The sequence below is a fragment of the Paenibacillus pasadenensis genome (assembly GCF_002864175.1).
Taxonomy (GTDB): Bacteria; Bacillota; Bacilli; order Paenibacillales; family Paenibacillaceae; genus Paenibacillus_O; species Paenibacillus_O pasadenensis.
The window spans coordinates 152,186-174,456 of sequence record NZ_NFEZ01000004.1; the positions used below are offsets into that span (position 1 = coordinate 152,186).

Genomic DNA, 22,271 nt, shown 5'->3' on the forward strand with positions numbered 1-22,271 from the left:
ATGATCGCAGGTTAGGGGAATGAAAATGAACGAATACCTTGCCGGCCTGACTACGGAAGGGATCAATCCCGATTCGATGTCGATCGACGAGTGCTCGACCGAGGAGATGCTGCGGCTGCTCAACCGGGAGGACTCGAAGGTGCCCGAGGCGGTCGAGGCGGAGATTCCGCGCATCATGGAAGCGGTCGACGCCATACATGCCGCTCTTGCGCAGGGTGGCAGATTATATTACATCGGAGCCGGCACATCCGGCAGGCTCGGCGTGCTGGACGCCTCCGAGTGTCCGCCGACCTTCGGCACGGACCCGGCCCTCGTCCAGGGCCATATCGCCGGCGGAGACGTCGCGCTGCGGACGGCGGTCGAGGGCTGCGAGGACGACGGCGACGAGGGCCGCGCGCTGATCGACCGGATCGGCGTCACCCGCCGCGACGCGGTCGTCGGCATCTCCGCCAGCGGCAGCGCGGCGTTTGTCATCGAGGCGCTGCGGCGGGCGCAGGAGATCGGAGCGGCGGCGATCGGCCTCGTGAACAATAAAAACACGAAAGTCGCCGAAGTCTGCGACATTTGCATCGCTCCGGTCGTCGGTAATGAAGTGATCGCGGGCTCGACCCGGCTCAAGGCGGGCACCGCCCAGAAGCTCGTGCTCAACATGCTCAGCACATGCACGATGGTGAAGCTCGGCAAGACGTACAACAACCTCATGGTCGACCTCAAGGCGAGCAACAAGAAACTGCACGACCGCTCGCTGCGCATCATCGTCCGGGCGACCGGCGCGAGCGAGGCTCAGGCGGCCGACGCGCTCGAGCGGGCGTCGAAGGACACCAAGCTCGCCATCATGATGCTTCAGACCGGCCTCGAGCCCGAGGAAGCGCGCCAGGCGCTGCAGCACAGCTCCGGCAATCTCAAGGAGGCAATCCGCATCTGCGCCGGAGCGGGCTGAACGAAGCCGGCGACTGCGTCATGCGATTCCCATATACGAACTTGTCTATTTAAAAAGGGAGGATCTTGAACCATGACAAAAAGATCAAGATTGACGGCAAGTGTACTCGCTCTCACCGTCGCGGCCGGCGTGCTCGGCGCCTGCGGCTCCAACAACGGCAACGAGCCGGCTGGCAACGCGGCCGGCAACACGGGAGGAGAAGGCGCCGCGGCGGCGAAGGATACGATTACGGCGCTGCTGCCGCCGGTATCGGCGAACTTCCAGGCCAACTTCAAGCAGATGGAAACGGAATTCAACAAGCAGTATCCGAACCTCACGCTCAAGATCGAGCCGGCCAGCTGGGAGGACATGACCCAGAAGCTCGATACCCAGGTCAACGCCGGCAGCCCGCCGGACATCGCCTTCATGGGCTCGGAGGGCATCGCCAAGTACGTCCCGATGGGCATGGTGATGGACATCAAGGACGTCGTCACGCCGGAGATGATCGCCGACTTCGACGAAGGTCCGCTTAAATATATGTACAACGGCGAAGGCCTGTTCGGCTTCCCGGCCTACATGGAGGTCCATGCGATCGGCGGCAACAAGCCGTTCCTGGAGGAAGCCGGCATCGACTGGAAGAAGATCCAGCAGAGCGGCTGGACGTTCGACGAGTTCCGCGAGGCGATCAAGAAGGGCGTCGTGAAGGAAGGCGATACGACCAAGCGCTACGGCTTCGTCTTCGCCACCGCCGGCGTCACCTCCAAGGACTACCTCGGCATCCTCGTCAAGAACGCCGGCATGCCGGCCGCCTTCGACAAGGATCTGAAGTACGCCTACACGAGCAAGAACTACCTGACGCTGCTCACGAACATCCGCCAGATGATCGACGACGGCTCGATGCCCAAGGAGCTCAGCTCCATCGACGCCGGCAAGCGCTGGAACATGTTCCTGACCGGCCAGACGATGATTACGGGCAAGGGCATGGCGGTGTTCGAGAACTCCTCGCGCCTCAACAACGAGAAGCTCGACGCCAACGACGGCAGTGCCGTCAAGGACAGCATCAAGACGGATTACGTCGTGCTCCCGGTGCCTTCCTTCGCCGGCCAGCCTGCGGTCGCCAACGCGATCGTCGACGGCTACGTCACGTTCCGCGGCAAGAAGGAGCCGACGGCCGAGCATAAGGCGAACGTCGCCAAGGCCGCCTACTTCCTGGCCAGCGGCCAAGTCGCCGCGACGACGAACAGCGAGCTGTTCTCCGCGCCGATCACGAAGAGCTCCCGCGAAGCGATGAAGAGCATCGAGAGCAAGCAGAGCGACTACAACAAAGCTGCGGTCGAGCATCTGCTCTCCACGGCGGCGCCGGCCCGTCCGGACATCCCGGCCGAGCTCGCGGCCAAGGCGATCAAGCTGGAGACGGAAGTCATCGTGCCGAAGCTGCAATCGCTGCTTGCAGGCGAGACGACGCCGGAAAAAATGTACGAGGACGTGAAGAAAGCCGCGATCGATACGTTCGGCGCGGACGGAGTCGTACAAGACTGATTTCCTGCCTCGGATAGCCGCCCCCCGCGGCTATCCGATCTCTTTTATCGGACCTGCTTCAAAGTCCCCCATGCCCGATCAGCGGAAGCGGAAAGGAGTCCTGCATCATGGCACGAGAAGCTTCGACCATCAAAACCCGTAACCGGCTGAACCGCGGGGATGGCGGGTGGGCGTACGCCTTCATCGCCGTCGCCCTCGTCGTCTACGCCATGTTCACGGCTTATCCCGTCATCAGCGCCTTCATCATCAGCTTCCAGAATTATCAGCCGCTCGGCTCCACCTATGTCGGATTCGAGAATTACGAGAACGTCTTCAAGAGCGCGCTGTTCTGGAAAGCGATGGGCAACACCGTCATCTACACCTTGCTCACCGTTCCGGTGGCGCTGCTGCTCAGCTTCGGCGTGGCGATCCTCATCATGCCGCTGCGCAAATGGATGCAGACCAGCTTCAAGGCCATCTACTACCTGCCGGCGGTCGCCTCCGGCGTCGCGCTGTCCGTCGTCTGGCTGTGGATCTTCGATCCGATGCAGGGCGGCATCCTCAACCAGCTGCTCGGCGCATTCGGCATCCCCAGCCAGAACTGGCTCGGCTCCAGCTCCACCTCGATGTTCTCGCTCGTGCTCATGAGCTGGCTGTCCAGCCACGGCACCAGCATCATCATCTACGTCGCCGCCCTGCTGGGCATCGACAACAGCTATTACGAGGCCGCCGACATCGACGGCGCTTCGTTCCTGCAGAAGATGTGGCATATCGTCATCCCGTGCCTCAAGCCGACGACGCTGTTCCTGCTCGTCACCGGCGTCATCGGGTCGTTCCAGGTGTTCCAGAACGCCTACCTGATGACCGGCGGCGGACCGGACCACAGCACGACGATGGTCGGCCTGCTCATCTTCGACACGGCGTTCAAGTACTTCGAATTCGGCGACGCCGCCGCGCAATCGCTCGTGCTCGCGCTCGTCATCGCCATCATGGCCTTCGTCCAGTTCAAGTTCCTGGGCAAGGACGTGGAATATTAAGCGGAAGGAGGCCAGGACATGGGCTTATACAACAATCACTTAGGCAACTCTCTCCTGAAGAGCGCCCGCAATGCGGTCATCATCATCCTCCTTCTGCTGTTCGCGCTGGCGACGCTGTTTCCGATCTACTTCATGATCATCTCCTCCTTCGGAGATCCGATCGAGGCGGGCGCGGTCAGCTACTCGATCTGGCCGGAAAAGTTCTCGCTGGAGTCCTATAAGTTCTTCTTCAACTACAGCGAGTACTCGTACCGCTGGCTCGCCAACTCCCTGCTCGTCGCGACCGTGACGATGGTGTCCAACGTCGTGTTCGCCACGATGGCGGGCTACGCGTTCGCCAAGATTTCCTTCCGGGGCAGCAAGGTGCTGTTCGCCATCCTGCTCGGCGCCATGATGATTCCATATCAGGTGACGCAGGTGCCGCTCTACATCCTGATCGTGAACGTCTTCGACATCTCCAATACGTATCGGGCGCTGATCGCGCCGAGCCTGGTCACGGTGTACAACATCTTCCTGGCGAAGCAGTTCATGAGCTCCATCCCCAAGGAGATTCTGGAGAGCGCCAAGGTCGAGGGCTGCAGCCAGTTCCAGATTTTGACGCGCATCGTCATGCCGCTGTCCAAGACGGTCATGGCGGTCATGGCGATCCTCACCTTCATGGAGTCGTGGAACACCTTCTTCTGGCCGTTCCTCGTCACGAACACGATGGACATGCAGACGATCCAGGTCGGCCTCAAGAACTTCCGCTTCGCCAACACGACCTACTTCGCGCCGATGATGGCGGGAGCGACCGTATCGGCGCTGCCGATGTTCATCCTGTTCTTCAGCCTGCAAAAGTATTTCCTGGAAGGCGTGACCGTCGGCGCGGTCAAAGGCTGAGCCGATGTCGCAGAGGGCGGCCCCCTGCGGGCCGCCCTTCCGCTTGATGCAGCTGGCGCATCGCCGGCCCGACCGGCCGCGCCGGCAGGAGGGAACCATCATGACGATCCGCAACTGGAACGAGGAAGACCGCCGGGGCGCGCTCGCGCTCTGGAACCGGGAAGCCGTCCGCGACGGCTACAAGCCGCTGGATGAAGCCGGGTTCGCGGCGCTGATCGCGGAGCATCCGCAGTTCGACCCGGGTACCGCGTTCGTCGCCGAGGCTGGCGGCGAGCTGCGGGGGCTGGCGATCGGCTGCACGGGCGACGAGCTGCCGCTCGGCGCGCAGGCCGGCTACATCACCTGCGTGCTGGCGGACGCCGCGCTCGGCGAGGCCGAGGCGGACAGACTGCGGCGGGAGCTGCTGTCCCGTCTGGAGCGGCGCTTCGCCGAGCTGGGCAAGACGCAGGCCGACGTGCTGTTCTTCAACCCGATGCGGCTGCCGTGGCTCGTGCCGGGCACGCCCGGCCACGAGCACAACAACGCGCCGGGAGCGCCGGCTGGCGGCGCGCTGCACCGGCTGCTGCTGGAGGCCGGCTACGCCGAGCGCTCGCTGCAGCACGGGATGCACCTGGATCTCGCGCACTTCGAGGTGCCGGAGTCCATCCTGCTGAAAAGATCGCGCGCCGCCGCCGAAGGCTATGCCGTCGAGAGGCTCGATCCGACCCGCCACACGGGGCTGGAGGAGCTGCTGGACGCGCTCGGCAATCCGCTCTGGCAGCGCGAGATTGCGGACTGCGCCGCGCGCGGCGTGCCGGTCGTCGCGGCCGTCTACGGCAGCCGGCTCGTCGGCTTCGCCGGTCCGGTCGTGCGCGAGCCGAGCGGCCGCGGCTATTTTGCCGGCATCGGCGTCCATCCGGAGCATGAGGGGCACGGGCTCGGCAGCCTGCTGTTCTTCTCGCTCTGCGAGGCGTTCCGATCGATCGGCACCGACTACATGACGCTGTTTACCGGGAGCGAGAACCCTGCTCTGCGCATCTACGACAAAGCCGGATTCAAGACGGCGAAAACATTCGCCGTCATGAGAAAGGAAGGGATCGGATCATGAGCGAAAGAAAGCAGCTGACGATACTGGGCATCGGAGCGCATGTCGGCGACGTGGAGCTGGTCGCCGGAGGCGTGCTGGCCAGCCATTATCTCAAGGGAGACAAGATCGCGACGCTGGCGCTGACGGCCGGGGAGCGCGGCGTGCCCGAGGGACAGGACGTGCACGAATACCGCGAGCAGAAGGTGCGCGAGGCGCATACGTTCGCGGGCATGCTCGGCGGCGAGGCGCGCGTGTTCGAAATTCCGGACGGCGAAATACCGGATGACGAGGCGATCCGCCTGCGCGTCTGCGACGTCATCCGCGAGGTCAAGCCGGACATCATCATCACGCATCACTGCAATAGCATGCACAAGGACCATGCGACGACGCATCGCATCGTGAACGACGCCCGCTTCTTCGCGGGGCTCAAGGCGATGGAGCGCGAGCGTCCGGCGCATTTCGCGGGCAAGCTGTACTACGGCGAGAACTGGGAGGACGCGGTCGGCTACGTGCCGTACGTCTATGTCGGCTTCGACCAGCAGGCGTTCGACCTGTGGATCGAGGCGCTGTCCACGCACTGGTTCGTCACCGGCAGCAAGTCGTTCGCCTACATGGACTATTACCAGAGCCTGGCGCGCGTGCGCGGCTGCGAGATGCGCGGCCTGTATGCGGAGACGTTCATGATTCCGGCGGAAACGATGCGCCTGCGCCAGCAGGAGCTGTAGCTCATGGCGATTGAATTCGGGATCGACCGGATCGGCGAGGCCGCTCCGGTGCTGCAAGGACGGCGGATCGGGCTCATTACCGGCCCGACCGGCATCGACGCCGAGTGGCGGTCGACGATCGACGTGCTGCAGGAGCGCTTCGGGCTCGCGGCGATGTTCTCGCCGGAGCACGGCGTGCGCGGCGACATCGCCGCCGGGGGGCTGGTCGACACCTACATCGACGAGCGGACGGGCGTGCCGGTATACAGCCTGTACCGCAAGGACTCCAAGCGGATGACGCCGGACATGCTGGAGAAGATCGATGTGCTGGTCTATGATATCCAGGACATCGGCACGCGGTATTACACCTACGTCTACACGATGCTGTACGCGATGCAGGACTGCGCGGCGGCGGGCATTCCGTTCGTCGTGCTCGACCGGCCGAATCCGCTCGACGGCGTCACGCTCGAGGGCGGGCTGCTCGACCGGGCCTACAGCTCCTTCGTCGGCGATTATCCGCTGCCGGTGCGCTACGGCCTGACGGCCGGCGAGCTGGCCGTCATGGCCAACGCCGAGCAGGGCTGGGGCGCGGAGCTGTACGTCGTGAGCTGCCGCGGCTGGTCCCGCGAAGCGCGCTTCCCGGCGCTCGGCCGCCCGTGGATCGCGCCTTCGCTGAACATCCCGCGCTGGGAGACGGCGCTGCTCTATCCGGGCACCTGCCTGTTCGAGGGCACGAACCTGTCCGAGGGACGCGGCACGGCCGCGCCATTCGAGCAGATCGGCGCGCCGTTCGTCGACGCCGAGCGGCTCGCGGCCGAGATGAACGCGCTGCTGCTGCCGGGCGTCCGGTTCCGGCCGTCCTACTTCCAGCCGAGCTCGTCCAAGCATGCCGGCGCGCTGTGCCGCGGCGTGCAGGTGCATGTGACGGACACGGACGCGGTGCGTCCGCTCGAGGTCGGCGTGCGGCTGCTGCTCGCCGTGCGCTCGATGTTCCCGGAGGCGGAGTTCCTCGCTCCGTACCGCGAGGGCGGCCGGCCGTTCATCGACCTGCTGGCCGGCGGAGACCTGTACCGCGGCATGCAGAGCGCCGCGGACGCAGACGCGCTGCTGGAGCGGTTCGCCGCGGACAGCGAGGCGTTCGCCGCGCGCAAGGCGGCGTACCACCTGTATTAGAACGGAGCTTTCGCCCCGGCGCGGCGCGCCGGGCGGCGGAGAGGGAGGGGCAGACATGGACTACTGGCTGGGGCTGGACGGCGGCGGCACGCGCACGACCGTATGCGCGGAGGATGCGGCCGGAACGGAGCTGGCGCGCTTCGAGGTCGGAGCGCTCAACATCAACGGCGAGCGCGCAGGCGCGGCCGAGGAGGCGCTCGCGGAGGCGGCGCGCGAGCTGGGACGCCGCGGACTGCCGCTCGCGGGCTGCGTCTCGCTCGCCGTCGGCGCGGCCGGCATCAGCAACCCGCAGGCGCGGGAGCGCCTGACCGGCGCGCTGGCGGCGCTGGCGTTCCGCGGCGAGCTGACGCTTGCCGGCGATCAGGAGACGGCGCTCGCCGGCGCGCTGGAGGGCCGTCCCGGCATCGCGCTGATCGCCGGGACGGGCTCGATCGCCTATGGCCGGAGCGAGGCCGGAGAGACGCATCGCGCCGGCGGCTTCGGCCATCTGATCGATGACGAGGGCAGCGGCTACGCGATCGGCCGCGACATGCTCGCCGCGATCGTGCGCGCCGCCGACGGGCGCTCGCGGCCGACGGCGCTGGCCGAGCCCGTGTTCCGCCAGCTCGGCCTGGAGCCGGGCAGCCTGCCGGAGCTCGTACGCTGGGTGTACGACCCCGCGCGTCCCAAAAGCTCCGTCGCCGCGCTCGCGCCGCTGCTGCAGCCCGCCTGCGAGGCGGGCGACGCGGCGGCGCTCGGCATCGCCCGCCGCGCGGCCGGCGCGCTCGCCGAGCTCGCCGAAGCGGTCGCGGTCCGCCTCGGGCTCGGTCGCGGCGAGCTGGCGCCGCTCGGCAGCGTGCTGCTGCGCTGCGCGCCGGTGCGGGACGCCTTCGCGGAGCGGCTCGCCGAGCGGCTGCCGCAGCTGCGCCTGACGGCGGCGAGCCGCGATGCGGCGAGCGGCGCGGTGCTGCTCGCGCGCCGCGCCTTGCCCGCAGCCGCAGGCGGCGGGGAGGGCGCGCCATGCTGAGCTGGCGCCCCCGCAGGCCTTACGCGCTCGCCGTCGGCCTCATGTCCGGCACGTCGCTCGACGGCGTGGACGCGGCGGTCGTCCGCTTCGAGGGCGAGGGGCTGGATACGACCGCGCAGCTGCTGCATTTCCATACGCAGCCGTACGACGAGCCGCTGCGCGAGGCGCTGCGGCGGCTGTGCGAGCCGGGAGCGGCCGACGTGCAGGACCTGTGCGGCATGAACGCCTGGCTCGGCGGCCGCTTCGCGGAAGCGGCGCGCGCCGCCGCAGACGAGGCCGGGCTCGCGATGGCCGACATCGACTTCGTCAGCTCCCACGGCCAGACCGTCTGGCATATGCCGGAGCCGCCGGCCGGCTCGCCGTTCCTGGCGCCGTCCACGCTGCAGCTGGGCGACCTGTCCGTGCTGGCCGCCCGCGCCGGCGTGCCGGCGGTCGGCGACTTCCGCCCGGCCGACATGGCCCTCGGCGGCCAAGGAGCGCCGCTCGTGCCGTACGGCGATCTCGTGCTGCTGCGCCATCCCCAGCGCGGGCGCCTGCTGCAGAACATCGGCGGCATCGGCAACTGCACCGTGCTGCCGGCCGGAGCCGGTCCGGACGACGTCGCCGGCTTCGACACCGGACCGGGCAACATGGTCATCGACCGGGTCGTGCAGCGGCTGACGGACGGCCGCCTCGCCTACGACGCAGACGGAGCGCTGGCGGCTCAAGGCGCGCCGTCTGAAGGACTGCTCGCCGAGCTGCTGGCGCATCCGTACTTCCTCCAGCCGCCGCCCAAGTCGACCGGCCGCGAGCTGTTCGGCTCCGACTATGCCGCCGAGCTGCTGGCCCGCGCCGCATCGCTCGGACTGTCCGCGGCCGATACGGCCGCGACGGTGACCGCGCTGACCGCGCGCTCGATCGAAGGCGCCCTGCGCCGCTTCGTCCTGCCGCAAGTCCGCATCGACGAGGTCATCGTCAGCGGCGGCGGCGCGCGCAACCGTACGCTCATGCGCATGCTCGCGGAGCGGCTGCCGGAGCAGCGCGTCATCGACTCCGGCGAGCTCGGCATCCCGGGCGACGCCAAGGAAGCGGTGCTGTTCGCGATGCTCGGCTACCATTTCCTGCTCGGCATCCCGAACAGCCTTCCCTCCGTGACGGGAGCTTCCCGCGCCGCGGTCATGGGCAAGCTCGCGCTGCCTTGACGCCATCCGCGGCGAGGTCCGGGGCATGCCGCCCCGGAGCGCGGTCCGGACCGTCGGTCGCCTTCCAGCCCCAAGGGCGTGTTTGCAACCTCTGAAGGAAGCCGATAGGGCCGAATTTTTGGTCCCTGCGAGGAACGGAGGCGAAGGCGTACCGGGGGTACATCGAGCCTGCGTGACCAAGCAGGGGGCAAAAAGCGGTGATAGATGCCCCTGAGCGGGTTTGCCAACACGTCCTAGCCCGGCTTCGTGCCGGGCTTTTTTCTTTGCGCGCTTTTCCGCCCGCCCTCCCGCTCCCGGGATCCTTCTCCATGCCCTCGAATCCCGGCTGCGCCGCTGCTGAGCAAGCGTTTGCTCTCGCACGGCAATGGCGATTAATTTATCTCCGTGGAAGCGATAAAATGTGATATGGTTATCGTATTGAAGATGAATCGGCGGGGCGGCTGCTCCGCCGCTACAGGAGAATGCGATGAATACCCTTGAACAATGGAAGCGCTCTTGCCGGGACGCCGGCATGGACCCTTCCGTCATGCCGCAGTTCCGCCAGCGCTACTCGCCGCAGCGGCTGCGGGAGCAGCAGGAGCGCTACGCGGAGCTGCTCGATATATGCCGGTCCCTCACCGAGGAGCTGCTGGAGTCGGCTCCCGATGACCCGATTCTGATCGCGGTCAACGACTCGGAGGGGCATCTGCTCGGCTTTTGCGGCAACGAGTCGATGGAGGAGCTGCTCGGCTGCAAATACGGCATCCTCCCGGGAGTCGGCTATACGCGCGACATGTGGCCAAGCTCCATCGCCGCCTGCATGGAGACTGGACGTCCGGCACAGCTCGTCGGGACAGACCATTACCACGAGCCGCTCCATGACACCGCCTGCCTGAGCGCGCCGCTGTACCTGCGCGAGCATCCCGAGCGTCCGTGGGGCGGCATCAGCTTCATGCTGCAGGCGGACAGCGTGCATCCCCATCTGATGGCGCTGCTCCGCTCGATGACCGCCTCGATGGAGCGGGAGCTGGAGCTGCGGCGCCAGAACGCCCGCCAGGCGATCCTGACCCAGGCGCTGCTGCAGACGCCGTACTACGGCGTCGTGCTGGTGGACGCTGCGGGCAGCATCGTCTCGATGAACGCCCGCAGCGTGGAGCTGATGGAGCTGGAGCGCCCGGCCGAGGGGGATCGCTGCGAGGAGCTGCCGATCATCGGCCCCTCCCTTCGCGAGATGATCGTGCAGCAGGGGACCGAGCCCGTCCTCGCCTGCGCGATCAAGGAGAAAAGCAAGGATGGCCAGCGGCACTACATGGGCGACTTCCTGCCGGTGACCGAGGAGGACGGACGGCTGCTGTTCATCGTCGCGATGCTGCGCGACATGACCGACGCCAAGCGCGCCGACGACATGCTGCACGGCTCCGAGAAGCTGGTGCTCGCCGGACAGATCGCGGTCGGCATCGCCCATGAGATCCGCAATCCGCTGACGGTCATCCGCGGCATGCTGCAGTTCACCGCCGACCGGATCAAGCGCGAGCACTACGAGCTGATCCTGAGCGAGCTGGACCGGATCGGGCTGATCGTCACCGACTTCATGGCGCTCGGCCAGCAAAAGGCGCCGCAGCTCCGGCCGGAGCCGGCCGACGCGATCGTCGAAGAGACATTGCAGATGATGGAGTTCCAGTTCAAGCAGGAAGGCATCCGGATCAAAAGGGACTATGGCGGAGCCGAGCTCGTCTACGGCGACCGCAACCAGATCAAGCAGGTGCTGCTGAACGTGCTCCGCAACGCCGCCGAGGCGATGCCGCAGGGCGGCTTCATCGAGGTCCGGCTGCGCGCCGGGAACGGCCGCCAGCGCATCGAGATCGCCGACACCGGCGAAGGCATGGGCGAGGATCAGCTGGCGCGCCTCGGGGAGCTTTTCCACACGACCAAAAAAGGCGGGAGCGGCCTCGGCCTCGCGATCGTCAAGCGCATCATGGACGCCCACGGCAGCCAGATCCGGTTCGAGAGCGAGCCGGGGAAGGGCACGACCGTCGTGCTCGATTTTCCGATCTATCAGATCCGCAGGCTCGTGTATCCGTTCCTGTCCTCCTAAGCGGCGCTTTGCGCGGCGGCACCAGGCTCACGCTCGTCAACGGCCGCTGGAGCGGCTGGCCGGCCCCGGCTGCCTGCTGCCTCCGCGCCCGCCAAAAAAAGCCGAAGCCCCGGGAGGGCTTCGGCTTTTTTTGACGCGGGAAACGAAGCGGCCTTGCGCGATGCCGCGAGTTGGACTATGATGGAAGGGACACCGGTCCATTGGAACGAGGAAAAGCCCGCGCGGAATCCAATTCCGGACGAGCTTGAATCGATGCAAGGGAACGGCCATCCACGCTACAGGAGGTGAACCTCATGGCTAAAGACGTACTGTGCGAAGTGGATAGCTGCAAAAACTGGGCTTCCGGCAACAAATGCAACGCATCGTCCATTTATGTGACCAGCAACCGTGGACAAGCGAGCAACTCCGAAGAAACCGACTGCAAAACCTTTGAAGCGAAATAACCCGATACCATCTTCTTCATCAGGCAGCCGTGCCAGCGGCTGTCTTTTTCGTTTCGCTTTCCTTACTATACTCAATAATGATTATTGTTATCAAGTCCTTTTGAGAAAGTTTTTCAAAAAGATCTTTGCCCGCTGCTCTCGGTCCTATGGTACAATCAAAATCTGGTTATGGTAATATTTTACGGATAAGGAGCGGAAGGGAAGTTCGATGAAATTTATGCCAAAAAGAGAGCTCGGCCCGGCCTGCGCGAGCTGGCTGGCGATCGCGCTGCTGCTGCTCGGAGGCTGGATCGGCTGGACCGAGGGCGGAGGCCCGGCTTCCAAGGCCGTGGCGACCGCCGTGCTGCTGACCGCAGGGCTGCTCGCCTGGATCTGGCTCGGCACGTCCTATCGTCTGGAGGAGGACGAGCTGGTGCTCCAGATCGGACCGATCGTCAAGCGTCTTCCTTATCGCAAGCTGCTGCATCTCCAGCCTGCATCAGCTTGGCCGATCGGACTCTTTGCCCTGCGGCGGCTCGAGCTGGCGGCGGGGCCGTACGACCGGTACCCGATCGCGCCGCGCGACAGGGAGCGCTTCGTCGAGGAGCTGCAGCGGAGATGCCCGCATCTGGTCGTCGATCTGGAGCGGGACGACCGCCCTCTTTGAGGGCGGGGCGCAGCGGAAGAACGGACGGGCAAGGGACGGACGAGCGGATCGACGAGTGAACGGGCGGACGAGCGGACGGACAAGCGGCGAGCGGCGCATCGACGGACGAACGAGCCGCGTACCGACGGACGAACGAGCCGCGTACCGACGGACGAACGAGCCGCGTACCGACCGACGAACGAGCCGCGTGCCGACCGACGAACGGGCAAGGGACGAAGCGACAACTCGCTTCGTCCCTTTTTTTGGAGCGGAATCATCGGCCGGTCCGCCGGTTGCGATACAGCAGATATAGGAAGAACGGCGCGCCGACCGCGGAGGTGAAGACGCCGACGGGCACGTCGTAGGGCAGGAAGGCGGTGCGCGCGACGAGATCGGCGAGCACGACGATGAGGCTGCCGCAGAGCGCCGCCGTCGGCAGCAGCCGCGAGGCGGACGGGCCGACGAGCTGACGGGCCAGATGCGGGCCGATGAGGCCGACGAAGCCGATCGAGCCGCCGATTGCCACCGCCGAGCCCGCCAGGCCGACGCTGATCGCGATCAGTCCCCTGCGGCTGCGCTCGACATGGCTGCCGACGCCGGCGGCCGACTCGTCGGACAGCATGAGCACGTTCAGCGTGCGGACGCTGCGCAGGGCGAGCAGCAGGAACAGGACGGTCCACGGGAGCAGCGTCAGCACATGCTGCCACGACGTGCCGTAGACGGTGCCGGTAAGCCAGATGTACGCGTCGGTGGCGGTATAGGCGGAGCTCAGCAGCAGGATCGTGCTCGTAAAGGCGGACGACAGCGCGCCGATGCCGATGCCGACGAGAATGAGGCGCCCCGGCTCGACGCCGCTCCTCCAGGCGGCGGCGTAGACGATCGCGGCGAGCAGCGCCGCTCCCGCCATCGCGGCCGCCGGCAGCCAATGGATGCTGACCTCCGCCGGGCGGAACGTCAGGAAGGCGGCCGCCGCGGCGGCCGCGCCGCCGGTGATGCCGACGAGGTCGGGCGCGGCCAGCGGATTGCGGAACACGCCCTGCAGCAGCGCGCCGGCAACGGAGAGCGCCGCGCCGGCCAGAGCGCCGACGACGAGGCGCGGGAGGCGGAACTCGCGCACGATGACGACATGCTCGGCGGCTGCCGCGCCGCCTAGAGCCTGCAGCATGAGGGAGGGACGGATGTACGTCTCCCCGAGCAGCAGATAGGCGAAGCCGGAGAGCAGCAGCGCTCCGCCGAGCAGCAGCGGCCATGTCCAGGCGCTTCTGCGGACGCGGTTGCGGCGGCTCATGCGATGCGCCTCCTTTTGCGGGCGATATAGAGGAAGAACGGCGCGCCGACGGCCGCGGTGAGCACGCCGACCGGCAGCTCGCGCGGCATGATCAGGTAGCGGGCGGCGACGTCGGCGACCAGCAGCAGCACCGCGCCGAGCAGCATGCTGTACGGCACCATCCAGCGGTGGTCCAGGCCGGAAAAGAAGCGGGCGACGACGGGAATGACGAGGCCGATGAAGCCGATCGGCCCGGCGACGGCGACGGAGCCGCCTGCGAGCAGCACGATCGCGGCGCCGCCCGCGAGCTTGACGAGCGGGACGCGCAGGCCGAGGCCCTTGGCCGTCTCCTCGCCGGCGGCGAGCAGGTTGAGATGGCGCGCCAGCAGCCATGCGGCCAGCATGCTGGCGAGCATATAAGGGGCGACGGCGGCCAGGATGCCGAGCGGCCGACCGGCGATGGAGCCGCTGAGCCAGAATAGCACGTCCTGCAGCGAGGCTTGGTTGCGGACGAGCAGCCCTTGCGTGCCGGAGGCGAACAGCGCGCTCATCGCCGCACCGGCGAGCACGATGCGCAGCGGCGACAGGCTGTCGCTGCCGAGGGCGCTTAGCCCGTAGACGAGCGCCGCGGCGGCGGCCGCGCCGCCGAAGGCCGCCCAGGCGAGCCCGGTCTGGCTCTCGATGCGGAGCACGGTGAGGGCGAAGACGACGGCGAGCGCGGCGCCGGAATTGATGCCGAGAATGGACGGCGAGGCGAGCGGGTTGCGCGTGATCGCCTGCATGATGACGCCGGCCACGGCGAGGCTTGCGCCGACGGCCGCGGCGATGAGCGCGCGCGGCAGCCGGGTGAGGCGGATGACGGCCTGGCTCATGGACGTCTCGTCGTAGCGCGTCACGGCTGCCCAGGCATCGTCGAGGCTGACGCGGGTATAGCCGAGCATGATGTTGGCGGCGAAGGCGAGCAGCAGCAGCGCCGCGCCCGCTGCCAGCCCGGCGGCCTTGAGCGCGGCGCCGGGCAGTCCGGTGGAATTCATCGTGAGGGATCGCTCCTGTTCTGGGGCCGCGCCGATCAGGACGGGCGGCCGTCTCGCGCGGCGGGGCCGGCCGGGATCGGTCCGGGCGGCGTCCGCATGGCGCGGAAAATCCCGCCCCGCGCGAATCGGCGCGAGGCGGGACGGCATTGGGCTCCGGTTTGCCGCGATGCCCGGTTTCGGACGGGCTCGCGGCAAGCGGGGCTTTTTTGATCCGGAGGCTGGGCTAGTCGATGTTGAAGTAGAAGTACAGGTCGTCGAGCATCTTGTCGGCCGCGAGCGGACCGCCGGAGAGGTTCCAGTTGACGGCGTTGACCTTGTAGTACTTCTTGTTCTTGACGGCGCGCAGGTTCGACCAGAGCGCGTTGTCGATCCATTCCTTCTGCGTCTTGTAGATCGCGCCGTCTCCGTCCCAGTCGACCGTGAAGTCGAAGATGTAGTCGGCGTCGAGCAGCGGCGTCTGCTCCTTGGACGGAATGTTGAAGATGTCCTTCGTCACGTCGGTCTGGGCTTTCGGAAATTTGAAGCCGAGGTCGCGCAGGATGTTGGAGGCGAAGCCTTCCAGGTAGAAGCGCGCCGTGCCGTTGTAGTTGATGCGCATGACGGTCACTTCGGTGCTGCCGATGTCGGCGCCCATCCGCTTCTTGAAGTCGGCGGTGCGGGAGGCCCACTTGGCGAGGAAGGCGTCGGCCTTGGCCTGCTTGTTCAGCACGTCGGCGGCGAACTTCAGGTTGTCCTGCCAGCTGAAGACGTCCTCGGTCATGACGGTCGGCGCGATCTTGTTCAGCTGGCCGTCGATCTTCTCGTGGCGCAGCTTGGAGCCGATGATGAGGTCCGGCTTGAGGGCGGCGATCGCCTCGAGGTTCGGCTGCGTCTCGTCGCCGAGGTCTTTTACGCCGATCAGGCTTGGACGCAGGTACTCGTAGAAAGGCTGCTGCAGGTACGACTCGACGGCGCCGACCGGCTTCACGCCGAGCAGGACGCTCGTGTCGACCATGCCATTGAACAGGACGACGACGCGCTGCGGCACGCTTTTCAGCGTCGTGGAGCCCATGGCGTGCTTGACGGTTTTCTGCGTCAGGACGGACAGCGTCTTGGCGGAGCCGTTCCACGACGTCCAGACGCCGAGCGCGTCGGACAGGGAAGCGGCCGGCACGAGCACGTCCTTGCCCTTCGTCACCGGCACGGCGGCCAGCGTGTAGGCTTTGCCGTTCAGCGTCGCCTTGACGCTGCCGGGGGTGAAGCCGAGCGTGCGCGTGCCGCGCTTGACGACCCACTTCTTCGTCTTGGCGTCGACCTGGTACGTCGCGTTCAGCTTGACGGCAAAAGCGGCGGCGGGCAGATAGACGCGTCCGTCGATGATCGACGGCTTGACGGAGCCGAAGCTGGCGGCGCTGCCGTTGATCTTGACCGCGACGACTGGAGCCGCTGCGGCGGCTGCGGCCGGGAGCAGCCCGAGCGCGAGAGCGAGGCTCAGGAGGAGGGCGAGGAATCGGTTGCGAGCGAGAGTCATGGGTAGGAGATCACCTTTCTGCGAGTGGAATGGGCGGTGCTTGAGAATGGGCCGGCAGAGCAGCATCCGGGCGAAGCGCAGATGCGGACTCGGCGATGCCGTTGCGCAGGCGCGGGACGAGCGTGCGCAGGCGCGGGACGAGCGTGCGCAGGCGCGTGGCGAGCGTGCCGTAGGCGCGGAGCGAGCGTGGCGCAAGCACGGGACGAACGCGGGGCAAAGGCCCTGCTGAAGACTTAGGCGCTTGCGCCTGGGCTAGGGTCCGGCTCCGGAGCGAGAGCCGGAGAGGGCGCGCTGCACAAGGCCGGCTTAAGCCGCCGGTCCCTGCAGCTTCTCCTGCAGGTCGCGGTACGTCTGATAGAGGCGGTACGACACGTCGACGGGGCTTTCCGGCGCCGCCGGATCCGGCTGGAGCAGCCGGCCGATGTCGGCTTGGGCCGCTTCGGCCTTGGCCTCGTCCAGCTTCTTCAAGTCGGGCTCGAGCGTCAGCCAAAGTCCGGCGAGGCGGACGGCCAGCTCGCGCCATGCCGCCTCGTCGCCGGCTTCGGCCGCCTGCTTGAGCTGCTTGACCGCGTCGCGGCTGAGCTGCAGCCCCTCGGCGGCGTCGGCGGCCGGCAGCGGCTCGATGCCGGCCCAGCCCGCCGCGTCCGGGCCGGCTCCGTCCGCTTCGGCAGCGGCAGCGGCCTTGGCCGCCTCGGCAGCGGCAGCTTCGCCGCCCTCCGCTCTGCCGGAGCCGGACGGCGTACCTGCGCCCGCCGCGCAGCCGCCGAGCAGCAGCGCGATCGCGAGCAGCGCGGCAAAAGCGCTTTTGCGAGCGATCGCGCCTTTGACAGCGGAAGTGGCATTGCGGGCGATCGCGCCTTTGACAGCGGAAGTGGCATTGCGAGCGAAAGCGCCTTTGCGGACGAAAGCGCCGTTACGAGCGGAAGCGCCTTTGACGACGGCAGCGCTGGCTCCTCGAAGCCGCCTTATTTGTTGAAGCCGTGTTTGAAGCAAAGACATCCCCCATTTGCAGCGAAAGCATTAATTGAAAATCATTCTCAATTCATTTTAGACAGAATGGATGCGCTTGGGTATGCACGCCATTGCCCCAGTTGCATGGACAGGATTGTCCGACGAAGAACGAGAACGTAGAGATGGAAAGGGTCCCTTGAAGGCGTGCAACGTGCGGAGAATGGGGCTGGAGAGCGAAAGAAGGGAAAATTCCTAGGCTCTAGTACATCGTCGACTCTTCATCTGTGGAGGCCAGGGAAGCGCGCTTCCTAGTGGTGAAAATGGCACTAGGAAGCGCCGCAGCCAGAGAAGCTTTCTACGAATGCCTAGAATCAAAGCGGATAGGCTGCTGCTAGTGCCCTGTCCATGGTCAACCTGTGGGAAGCCTTTGTCGGGAATGGCCAGTCGACGGCTCTCCAGCCCGTTCTCGATCCTCCCCGGGTCGGTTCACGGTTTCTGCAGAAGACGTTTTCCTGCTGTTCCGCGAGACGTCTGCCCTTCCATCCGATGCTAACGACTCCTCAGACGCTTAGAACCGCTTTTTTCGCGTCTCCCAAAATCTAACGACGTGTCAGAGGCTTAGAACAGCCTTTAGCCTCTTTCCGCACGTTTTTTCGGCCGTTTTGCATGGCTAAGCTCCTCACGCGTCGTTAGATGTTGGAGCTGCCCCATTCGGGGCTTCTAACGATCTGATTCGTCGTCAGCAGCCCTTCGCGCACCGGAGAAGCCGCTTGTCATGCAAGCCGGACGGCGGCATAAGCGGGACGGGCAGCCGGGAGACGAATGGCGGCGGGCGGAGGGTGGAACTAGCCGGCGAAGCGAAGGAGAGGCCAGCCGGCAGCTGCTGGCTGGCCTCTGCGGCTCATTTGTCCAAGAAAGCGAAGCGCAGCATCGGACTGAGGAGCGGATGCAGCACGCTCACATGGCCTTCGTCCTCGAACTCCGCGTAAGTCAGCCGCAGGCGGCCGGACTCGGCCAGAGGCAGCAGGCGCCGCCGCAGCTCGCGCGTGTCCTGCAGCATCGAGCCCTTCTCCTCGCCGCCGATGGCGAGCATCAGCGCCGCCGAGCCGCCCGACTGCAGGCGGGCCTCCAGCTCGGGGAGCAGCTTCAGCAGCATGCGCTCGTTCCACCAGAGCGACGGGCTGCCGGCGACATGCGAACGGAACAGCCCCGGACGGCGGATGAGCGCATAGAGCGAGAAAAAGCCGCCGAGCGAGTGGCCGGACAGCGTCCGGCGCCGCGGATCAATCGGATAGCGCCGCTCCAGCTCCGGCAGCAGCTCCGCCTGCAGGAAGTCGAGGAACGCCTCGGCTCCGCCGTTCGCGGGCCAGGACGAGCCGTCGGGGCGAAGCCCCTCCATCTCGGCGGGAGTCGTCAGATCGACGAAGCGCCGCTCGGTCGCGAACGGCTCGTCGGTCGGATACCCGATGCCGACGACGATGCCGGGCGGCAGCCCTTTCGGATGGCGGGTCTGCAGCCGCATCGCCTCCGCGAGCGAGCCAAAGACGGAGTTGCCGTCGACGGCGCACAGCAGCGGATACCCGGAGGGAGGGGCGGGCTTGACCGGCACATGCACGAAAATGCGGTACTCCAGGCCGGCTCGGCTCGTCAGAGGGAAGCATTCCGTGCCCGGCACGGAGTAGCGGGACGGCAGCGCGGCCGTCTGCGCTGTCGTCTGCGCTGTCGTCTGCCCGTCCGTCTGCGAGGCCGCTGCCGGAAGATCGGATGCGGCGGCGATGGCCGAGGCGCTCTGAGCTGCAGCGGCCGATCCGGCCAGCGCGGCGCGGGATGCAGCCGCTTCCGCCTCGGCGTGCCGTGCCGGACCGGCTGGCTCCGCCGCTTCCGCCTCGGCGTGCCGTGCCGGACCGCCTGGCTCCGCCGCTTCCGCCTCGGCGTGCCGTGCCGGACCGCCTGGCTCCGCCGCTTCCGCCTCGGCGTGCCGTACCGGACCGCCCGGCTCCGCCGCTCCGCCGCCGAACAGGAAGCGGAGCGCGGCCGGGAAGCGCAGCGCCATGAACATGGCGTCATGCGTGCCGCCCGGCTCCAGCTCCAGGCGCAGCCGCTGCGCCGGGAAGCCCTTCGCCAGCAGGATGCGGGCCGCCTCCGGCACGGAGGCGGCCATGCCGCGCTGGCGGTTCGTCTTGAGGCTGCCCTCGGCGGTGCCGACCGACAGGTACAGCCGCAGCCTCGCATCCGGCGCAGGCTCGCGCCGGATGTAGTCGAGCGCCCCCTCGTACCAGAGCGAGGGGGAGATCGCGGCGGCCGCGCCGAAGGCGTCGGGCCGCCAGTAAGCGGCAAGCAGGGCAATCAGCCCGCCCAGCGAGCCGCCGCCGATGCCGGTATGCTCCGGCTCCGGCATCGTGCGCAGCTGCGCGTCGAGCGCGGGCTTGATGCGGCCCGCGAGCTCGTCGACGTAGGCGCGCCCCGCGCCGCCGAAGCCGGGCCGGCCGGGAGCGACGGCCTCCGCCGGCCATGGCGTGTAGTCGTCGTTGCGGCATGCGGACGGCACGCCGGCGACGATCAGCTCCGGCAGCTCGCCGGAGGCGTAGAGCGAGTCGATGAAGTTGACGCTATGCTCCATCAGCTCGGCGTCGTCCTGCACGTAGAGGACGGGATACCGCCGGCTGCCGCCGCTGGCGTAGGACGGCGGCAGGTAGACGGACAGCATGCGGCCGCCGGCGGGAATCGATTCGAATTTCATGGACGGTCTCCTTTTTAGCGCGCCGTCTTCTGGCGGATCAGCAGCCAGACGAAATAAGGCGCTCCGATGATCGAGATGACGATGCCCGCAGGCAGCTCCGAGGGCGAGAAGGCGGTGCGGCCGGCATAGTCGCCGGCCATGACGAGCGCCGCGCCGAGCAAGGCGCTCAGCGGCAGGAGGCGCCGATGCGACAGGCCTGCCAGGCGCGCCGCCATATGCGGCGCGATCAGGCCGACGAAGCCGATGCTGCCGCTCACCGCGACGCTGGCCGCGACGAGGCCGGCGCTCAGCAGCAGCAGCGTGCGGCGCTCCCGCTTCAGGGCGACGCCGAGTCCGCTCAGCGTGTCGTCGCTCAGGCGCATCAGGTCGAGCATGCGGGATTTGGCCCACAGCGCCGGCAGCAGGAGCAGCACCCACGGCAGCACGGCGAGCACATACAGCCAGTTGGCCGAGTTGAGGCTGCCGGACAGCCAGACGGCCGCCCGCTCGAAGTCCTGCGGGTTCATCTTGAGCGAGATGTAGAGCGTCGCCGCGCCGAAGCCGGAGGTGACGGCGATGCCGACGAGCAGCAGCTTCTGCGGATCGAGGCTGCCGCGCGAGCGGGCCAGGGCGAAGATGATCGCGCCGGCGGCGAGTCCGCCGGCCGTGCCGTACAGCGGCATCGTCATGACGGCGGCGAGGCCCTCCAGCTGGACGATGTCCCGCAGCGCGAGCATGAACAGCACGACGGCGAGGCTGGCTCCGGCGTTGATGCCGAGGATGCCGGGATCGGCGAGTCCGTTGCGCGTCAGGCTTTGCATGGCGGCTCCGGCCGCTCCGAGCGACACGCCGACGAGCGCGGCGAGCACGATGCGCGGCAGGCGGAAGCCGAATACGACGAGCCGCTCGTCGGCATCGGCCGCGCCGCCGAGCAGCGTGCGCAGCGCATCCGGCACGGACAGCGCGAACTCGCCCGTCGTCACGCCGAGCAGGGCGATCAGCATGATCGCGGCGGCCGCTCCGGCGAGGGCGAGCCCAAAGGCGCGGCGCGAGCCGGACCCGGCTGCGGGCTCAGCCGCAAGCGGGGGCGAGGCTGTCCGGCGGCCGCGCTCGCCGCCGGAGTTGCCTTCGTCTGGATGCCGCTGGCTGGACTCAGGCATGGCTGGACGCCCCCTTTCGCCGGATCAGATAGAGGAAGAACGGCACGCCGAACAGCGCGGTGACGATGCCGATCGGCGTCTCGAACGGCGCGTTCATGAAGCGCGAGAGCAGGTCGCAGAACGTCAGGAACAGCGCTCCGAGCACGGCCGACAGCGGGATGATCCAGCGGTAGTCGCTGCCGCCGATGAAGCGCGCGATATGCGGGATGATGAGGCCGATGAAGGCGATCTTGCCGGCGATCGCGACCGCCGTGCCGGTGAGCAGCACGACGGCGAGCATGGAGAGCAGCTTGACCCGGCGCACGTTCTGGCCGAGGCTGGCGCCGGTCTCCTCGCCGAGGGCGAGCGCCGATACGGGACGCGCGAGCAGCAGCGCCAGCGCGAGGCCGACGACGGCGAACGGCAGCGCCAGCTGCACGAGCTCGGGGTCCATCTGATGCAGCCGCGCGTTGTACCAGAAGCTGATCTTTTGCGGGATGCGGAAATACATGGCGAGGGCGTCGGCGACGCCGCCGAGGAACATGCCGGCCAGCGCGCCGAGGATGGCCAGCTTCACCGGGGAGCTGCCGCCGGGCACGAGCGAGGCGATGCCGAACACGATCGCCGCCCCGAGCGCGGAGCCCGCCATCGAGACGAAAACGAGGCTGGTCCCGCTCAGATCGGGAAGGAACACCATCGCCATCGTCACGGCGAGCACGGAGCCGTCCGCCACGCCCAGCAGCGAGGGGGAGGCGAGCGGATTGCGCGTGATGCCCTGCATGAGCGCGCCGGAGACGGCCAGGAAGGCGCCGACGAGCAGCGCCCCGAGGCCGCGCGGCAGCCGCGAGTGGCGGATGATCTGATGGTCCACGTTGCCGGGATCGAAGCGCGTCACTGCGGCCCACACATCTGCCGCGCCGATCGATTTGGCCCCGTACAGCGCCGAGAAGACGACCAGAAGCAAAGCAGCTGCCGGAGCCATCAGGAGGATGGCCGCCGGCAGCATTCGGGAACGCTTCATGGACA

General features: G+C 67.4%; 19 protein-coding genes. 12 read left to right on the top strand and 7 right to left on the bottom strand.

From position 1 onward, the window contains the following. Nucleotides 1-25: 25 nt before the first annotated feature. From murQ to B8V81_RS10455, 12 genes are all read left to right on the top strand, one after another. Nucleotides 26-940 (top strand): N-acetylmuramic acid 6-phosphate etherase, encoded by a 915-nt coding sequence (gene murQ / locus B8V81_RS10400; protein ID WP_028600674.1) that lies wholly within the window; start codon nucleotides 26-28, stop codon nucleotides 938-940. A gap of 72 nt (nucleotides 941-1,012) precedes the next feature. Continuing rightward, nucleotides 1,013-2,458, top strand: a complete 1,446-nt coding sequence (locus tag B8V81_RS10405; RefSeq protein ID WP_028600673.1) for an ABC transporter substrate-binding protein — start codon at nucleotides 1,013-1,015, stop codon at nucleotides 2,456-2,458. Between the two features lie 107 nt (nucleotides 2,459-2,565). Continuing rightward, entirely contained in the window at nucleotides 2,566-3,474 is a 909-nt protein-coding gene (locus B8V81_RS10410) for a carbohydrate ABC transporter permease (RefSeq protein ID WP_028600672.1), read from the top strand. A gap of 18 nt (nucleotides 3,475-3,492) precedes the next feature. Next, nucleotides 3,493-4,353: a carbohydrate ABC transporter permease gene (locus B8V81_RS10415; RefSeq protein WP_028600671.1), complete on the top strand. Its 861-nt coding sequence runs from the start codon at nucleotides 3,493-3,495 to the stop codon at nucleotides 4,351-4,353. 100 nt (nucleotides 4,354-4,453) lie between these two features. Continuing rightward, nucleotides 4,454-5,440 (top strand): GNAT family N-acetyltransferase, encoded by a 987-nt coding sequence (locus B8V81_RS10420; RefSeq protein ID WP_101808326.1) that lies wholly within the window; start codon nucleotides 4,454-4,456, stop codon nucleotides 5,438-5,440. Then, entirely contained in the window at nucleotides 5,437-6,144 is a 708-nt protein-coding gene (locus tag B8V81_RS10425) for a PIG-L deacetylase family protein (protein ID WP_101808327.1), read from the top strand. The genes B8V81_RS10420 and B8V81_RS10425 overlap by 4 nt, the downstream gene beginning before the upstream one ends. A gap of 3 nt (nucleotides 6,145-6,147) precedes the next feature. Then, a complete protein-coding gene (locus B8V81_RS10430) occupies nucleotides 6,148-7,296 on the top strand; it encodes an exo-beta-N-acetylmuramidase NamZ family protein (RefSeq protein WP_101808328.1) in 1,149 nt (382 codons plus the stop codon). A 55-nt stretch (nucleotides 7,297-7,351) separates the two neighbouring features. Continuing rightward, complete coding sequence (locus B8V81_RS10435) at nucleotides 7,352-8,302, top strand: N-acetylglucosamine kinase (protein ID WP_052333646.1); 951 nt, start codon at nucleotides 7,352-7,354, stop codon at nucleotides 8,300-8,302. After that, the gene (locus tag B8V81_RS10440) at nucleotides 8,296-9,483 is read left to right on the top strand and encodes an anhydro-N-acetylmuramic acid kinase (protein ID WP_028600667.1); all 1,188 of its coding nucleotides are present in this window, start codon (nucleotides 8,296-8,298) and stop codon (nucleotides 9,481-9,483) included. The genes B8V81_RS10435 and B8V81_RS10440 overlap by 7 nt, the downstream gene beginning before the upstream one ends. A 466-nt stretch (nucleotides 9,484-9,949) precedes the next feature. Next, on the top strand, nucleotides 9,950-11,557 hold the full coding sequence (locus B8V81_RS10445) for an ATP-binding protein (protein WP_084137599.1): 1,608 nt from the start codon (nucleotides 9,950-9,952) through the stop codon (nucleotides 11,555-11,557). Between the two features lie 293 nt (nucleotides 11,558-11,850). Continuing rightward, complete coding sequence (locus B8V81_RS10450) at nucleotides 11,851-12,000, top strand: DUF1540 domain-containing protein (protein WP_084137598.1); 150 nt, start codon at nucleotides 11,851-11,853, stop codon at nucleotides 11,998-12,000. A 208-nt stretch (nucleotides 12,001-12,208) separates the two neighbouring features. Further along, on the top strand, nucleotides 12,209-12,646 hold the full coding sequence (locus B8V81_RS10455; RefSeq protein ID WP_028600666.1) for a PH domain-containing protein: 438 nt from the start codon (nucleotides 12,209-12,211) through the stop codon (nucleotides 12,644-12,646). A gap of 253 nt (nucleotides 12,647-12,899) precedes the next feature. Here the strand turns inward: B8V81_RS10455 and B8V81_RS10460 are convergent, their stop codons facing one another. The 7 genes from B8V81_RS10460 to B8V81_RS10490 all read right to left on the bottom strand — a co-directional run bounded on the left by B8V81_RS10460 (nucleotide 12,900) and on the right by B8V81_RS10490 (nucleotide 22,266). After that, nucleotides 12,900-13,913 (bottom strand): FecCD family ABC transporter permease, encoded by a 1,014-nt coding sequence (locus B8V81_RS10460; protein ID WP_101808329.1) that lies wholly within the window; start codon nucleotides 13,911-13,913, stop codon nucleotides 12,900-12,902. Next, nucleotides 13,910-14,926 (bottom strand): FecCD family ABC transporter permease, encoded by a 1,017-nt coding sequence (locus B8V81_RS10465; protein WP_028600664.1) that lies wholly within the window; start codon nucleotides 14,924-14,926, stop codon nucleotides 13,910-13,912. The genes B8V81_RS10460 and B8V81_RS10465 overlap by 4 nt, the downstream gene beginning before the upstream one ends. Before the next feature lie 223 nt (nucleotides 14,927-15,149). Beyond that, the gene (locus B8V81_RS10470; RefSeq protein WP_180968420.1) at nucleotides 15,150-16,436 is read right to left on the bottom strand and encodes an ABC transporter substrate-binding protein; all 1,287 of its coding nucleotides are present in this window, start codon (nucleotides 16,434-16,436) and stop codon (nucleotides 15,150-15,152) included. A 306-nt stretch (nucleotides 16,437-16,742) separates the two neighbouring features. Beyond that, the gene (locus B8V81_RS10475) at nucleotides 16,743-17,429 is read right to left on the bottom strand and encodes a hypothetical protein (protein WP_043112042.1); all 687 of its coding nucleotides are present in this window, start codon (nucleotides 17,427-17,429) and stop codon (nucleotides 16,743-16,745) included. 859 nt (nucleotides 17,430-18,288) lie between these two features. Beyond that, a complete protein-coding gene (locus B8V81_RS10480) occupies nucleotides 18,289-20,127 on the bottom strand; it encodes an alpha/beta hydrolase (RefSeq protein ID WP_101808331.1) in 1,839 nt (612 codons plus the stop codon). 14 nt (nucleotides 20,128-20,141) lie between these two features. Continuing rightward, nucleotides 20,142-21,266, bottom strand: a complete 1,125-nt coding sequence (locus B8V81_RS10485) for a FecCD family ABC transporter permease (RefSeq protein WP_084137596.1) — start codon at nucleotides 21,264-21,266, stop codon at nucleotides 20,142-20,144. Beyond that, nucleotides 21,259-22,266 carry a FecCD family ABC transporter permease gene (locus B8V81_RS10490; protein ID WP_028600662.1) on the bottom strand — a complete coding sequence of 336 codons (1,008 nt, stop codon included), beginning with the start codon at nucleotides 22,264-22,266 and terminating at the stop codon, nucleotides 21,259-21,261. Before B8V81_RS10490 ends, B8V81_RS10485 begins: the two co-directional genes overlap by 8 nt. Nucleotides 22,267-22,271: the final 5 nt, after the last annotated feature.

Bases quoted from the DNA above. Each gene is read 5' to 3' on its own strand.
- B8V81_RS10465 (WP_028600664.1), bottom strand. From the start codon at position 14,926: ATGAATTCCACCGGACTGCCCGGCGCCGCGCTCAAGGCCGCCGGGCTG.
- B8V81_RS10415 (WP_028600671.1), top strand. From the start codon at position 3,493: ATGGGCTTATACAACAATCACTTAGGCAACTCTCTCCTGAAGAGCGCC.
- B8V81_RS10455 (WP_028600666.1), top strand. From the start codon at position 12,209: ATGAAATTTATGCCAAAAAGAGAGCTCGGCCCGGCCTGCGCGAGCTGG.
- B8V81_RS10485 (WP_084137596.1), bottom strand. From the start codon at position 21,266: ATGCCTGAGTCCAGCCAGCGGCATCCAGACGAAGGCAACTCCGGCGGC.
- B8V81_RS10430 (WP_101808328.1), top strand. From the start codon at position 6,148: ATGGCGATTGAATTCGGGATCGACCGGATCGGCGAGGCCGCTCCGGTG.
- B8V81_RS10405 (WP_028600673.1), top strand. From the start codon at position 1,013: ATGACAAAAAGATCAAGATTGACGGCAAGTGTACTCGCTCTCACCGTC.
- B8V81_RS10490 (WP_028600662.1), bottom strand. From the start codon at position 22,266: ATGAAGCGTTCCCGAATGCTGCCGGCGGCCATCCTCCTGATGGCTCCG.
- B8V81_RS10410 (WP_028600672.1), top strand. From the start codon at position 2,566: ATGGCACGAGAAGCTTCGACCATCAAAACCCGTAACCGGCTGAACCGC.
- B8V81_RS10440 (WP_028600667.1), top strand. From the start codon at position 8,296: ATGCTGAGCTGGCGCCCCCGCAGGCCTTACGCGCTCGCCGTCGGCCTC.
- murQ (WP_028600674.1), top strand. From the start codon at position 26: ATGAACGAATACCTTGCCGGCCTGACTACGGAAGGGATCAATCCCGAT.
- B8V81_RS10425 (WP_101808327.1), top strand. From the start codon at position 5,437: ATGAGCGAAAGAAAGCAGCTGACGATACTGGGCATCGGAGCGCATGTC.
- B8V81_RS10435 (WP_052333646.1), top strand. From the start codon at position 7,352: ATGGACTACTGGCTGGGGCTGGACGGCGGCGGCACGCGCACGACCGTA.
- B8V81_RS10420 (WP_101808326.1), top strand. From the start codon at position 4,454: ATGACGATCCGCAACTGGAACGAGGAAGACCGCCGGGGCGCGCTCGCG.
- B8V81_RS10470 (WP_180968420.1), bottom strand. From the start codon at position 16,436: ATGACTCTCGCTCGCAACCGATTCCTCGCCCTCCTCCTGAGCCTCGCT.
- B8V81_RS10480 (WP_101808331.1), bottom strand. From the start codon at position 20,127: ATGAAATTCGAATCGATTCCCGCCGGCGGCCGCATGCTGTCCGTCTAC.
- B8V81_RS10450 (WP_084137598.1), top strand. From the start codon at position 11,851: ATGGCTAAAGACGTACTGTGCGAAGTGGATAGCTGCAAAAACTGGGCT.
- B8V81_RS10460 (WP_101808329.1), bottom strand. From the start codon at position 13,913: ATGAGCCGCCGCAACCGCGTCCGCAGAAGCGCCTGGACATGGCCGCTG.
- B8V81_RS10445 (WP_084137599.1), top strand. From the start codon at position 9,950: ATGAATACCCTTGAACAATGGAAGCGCTCTTGCCGGGACGCCGGCATG.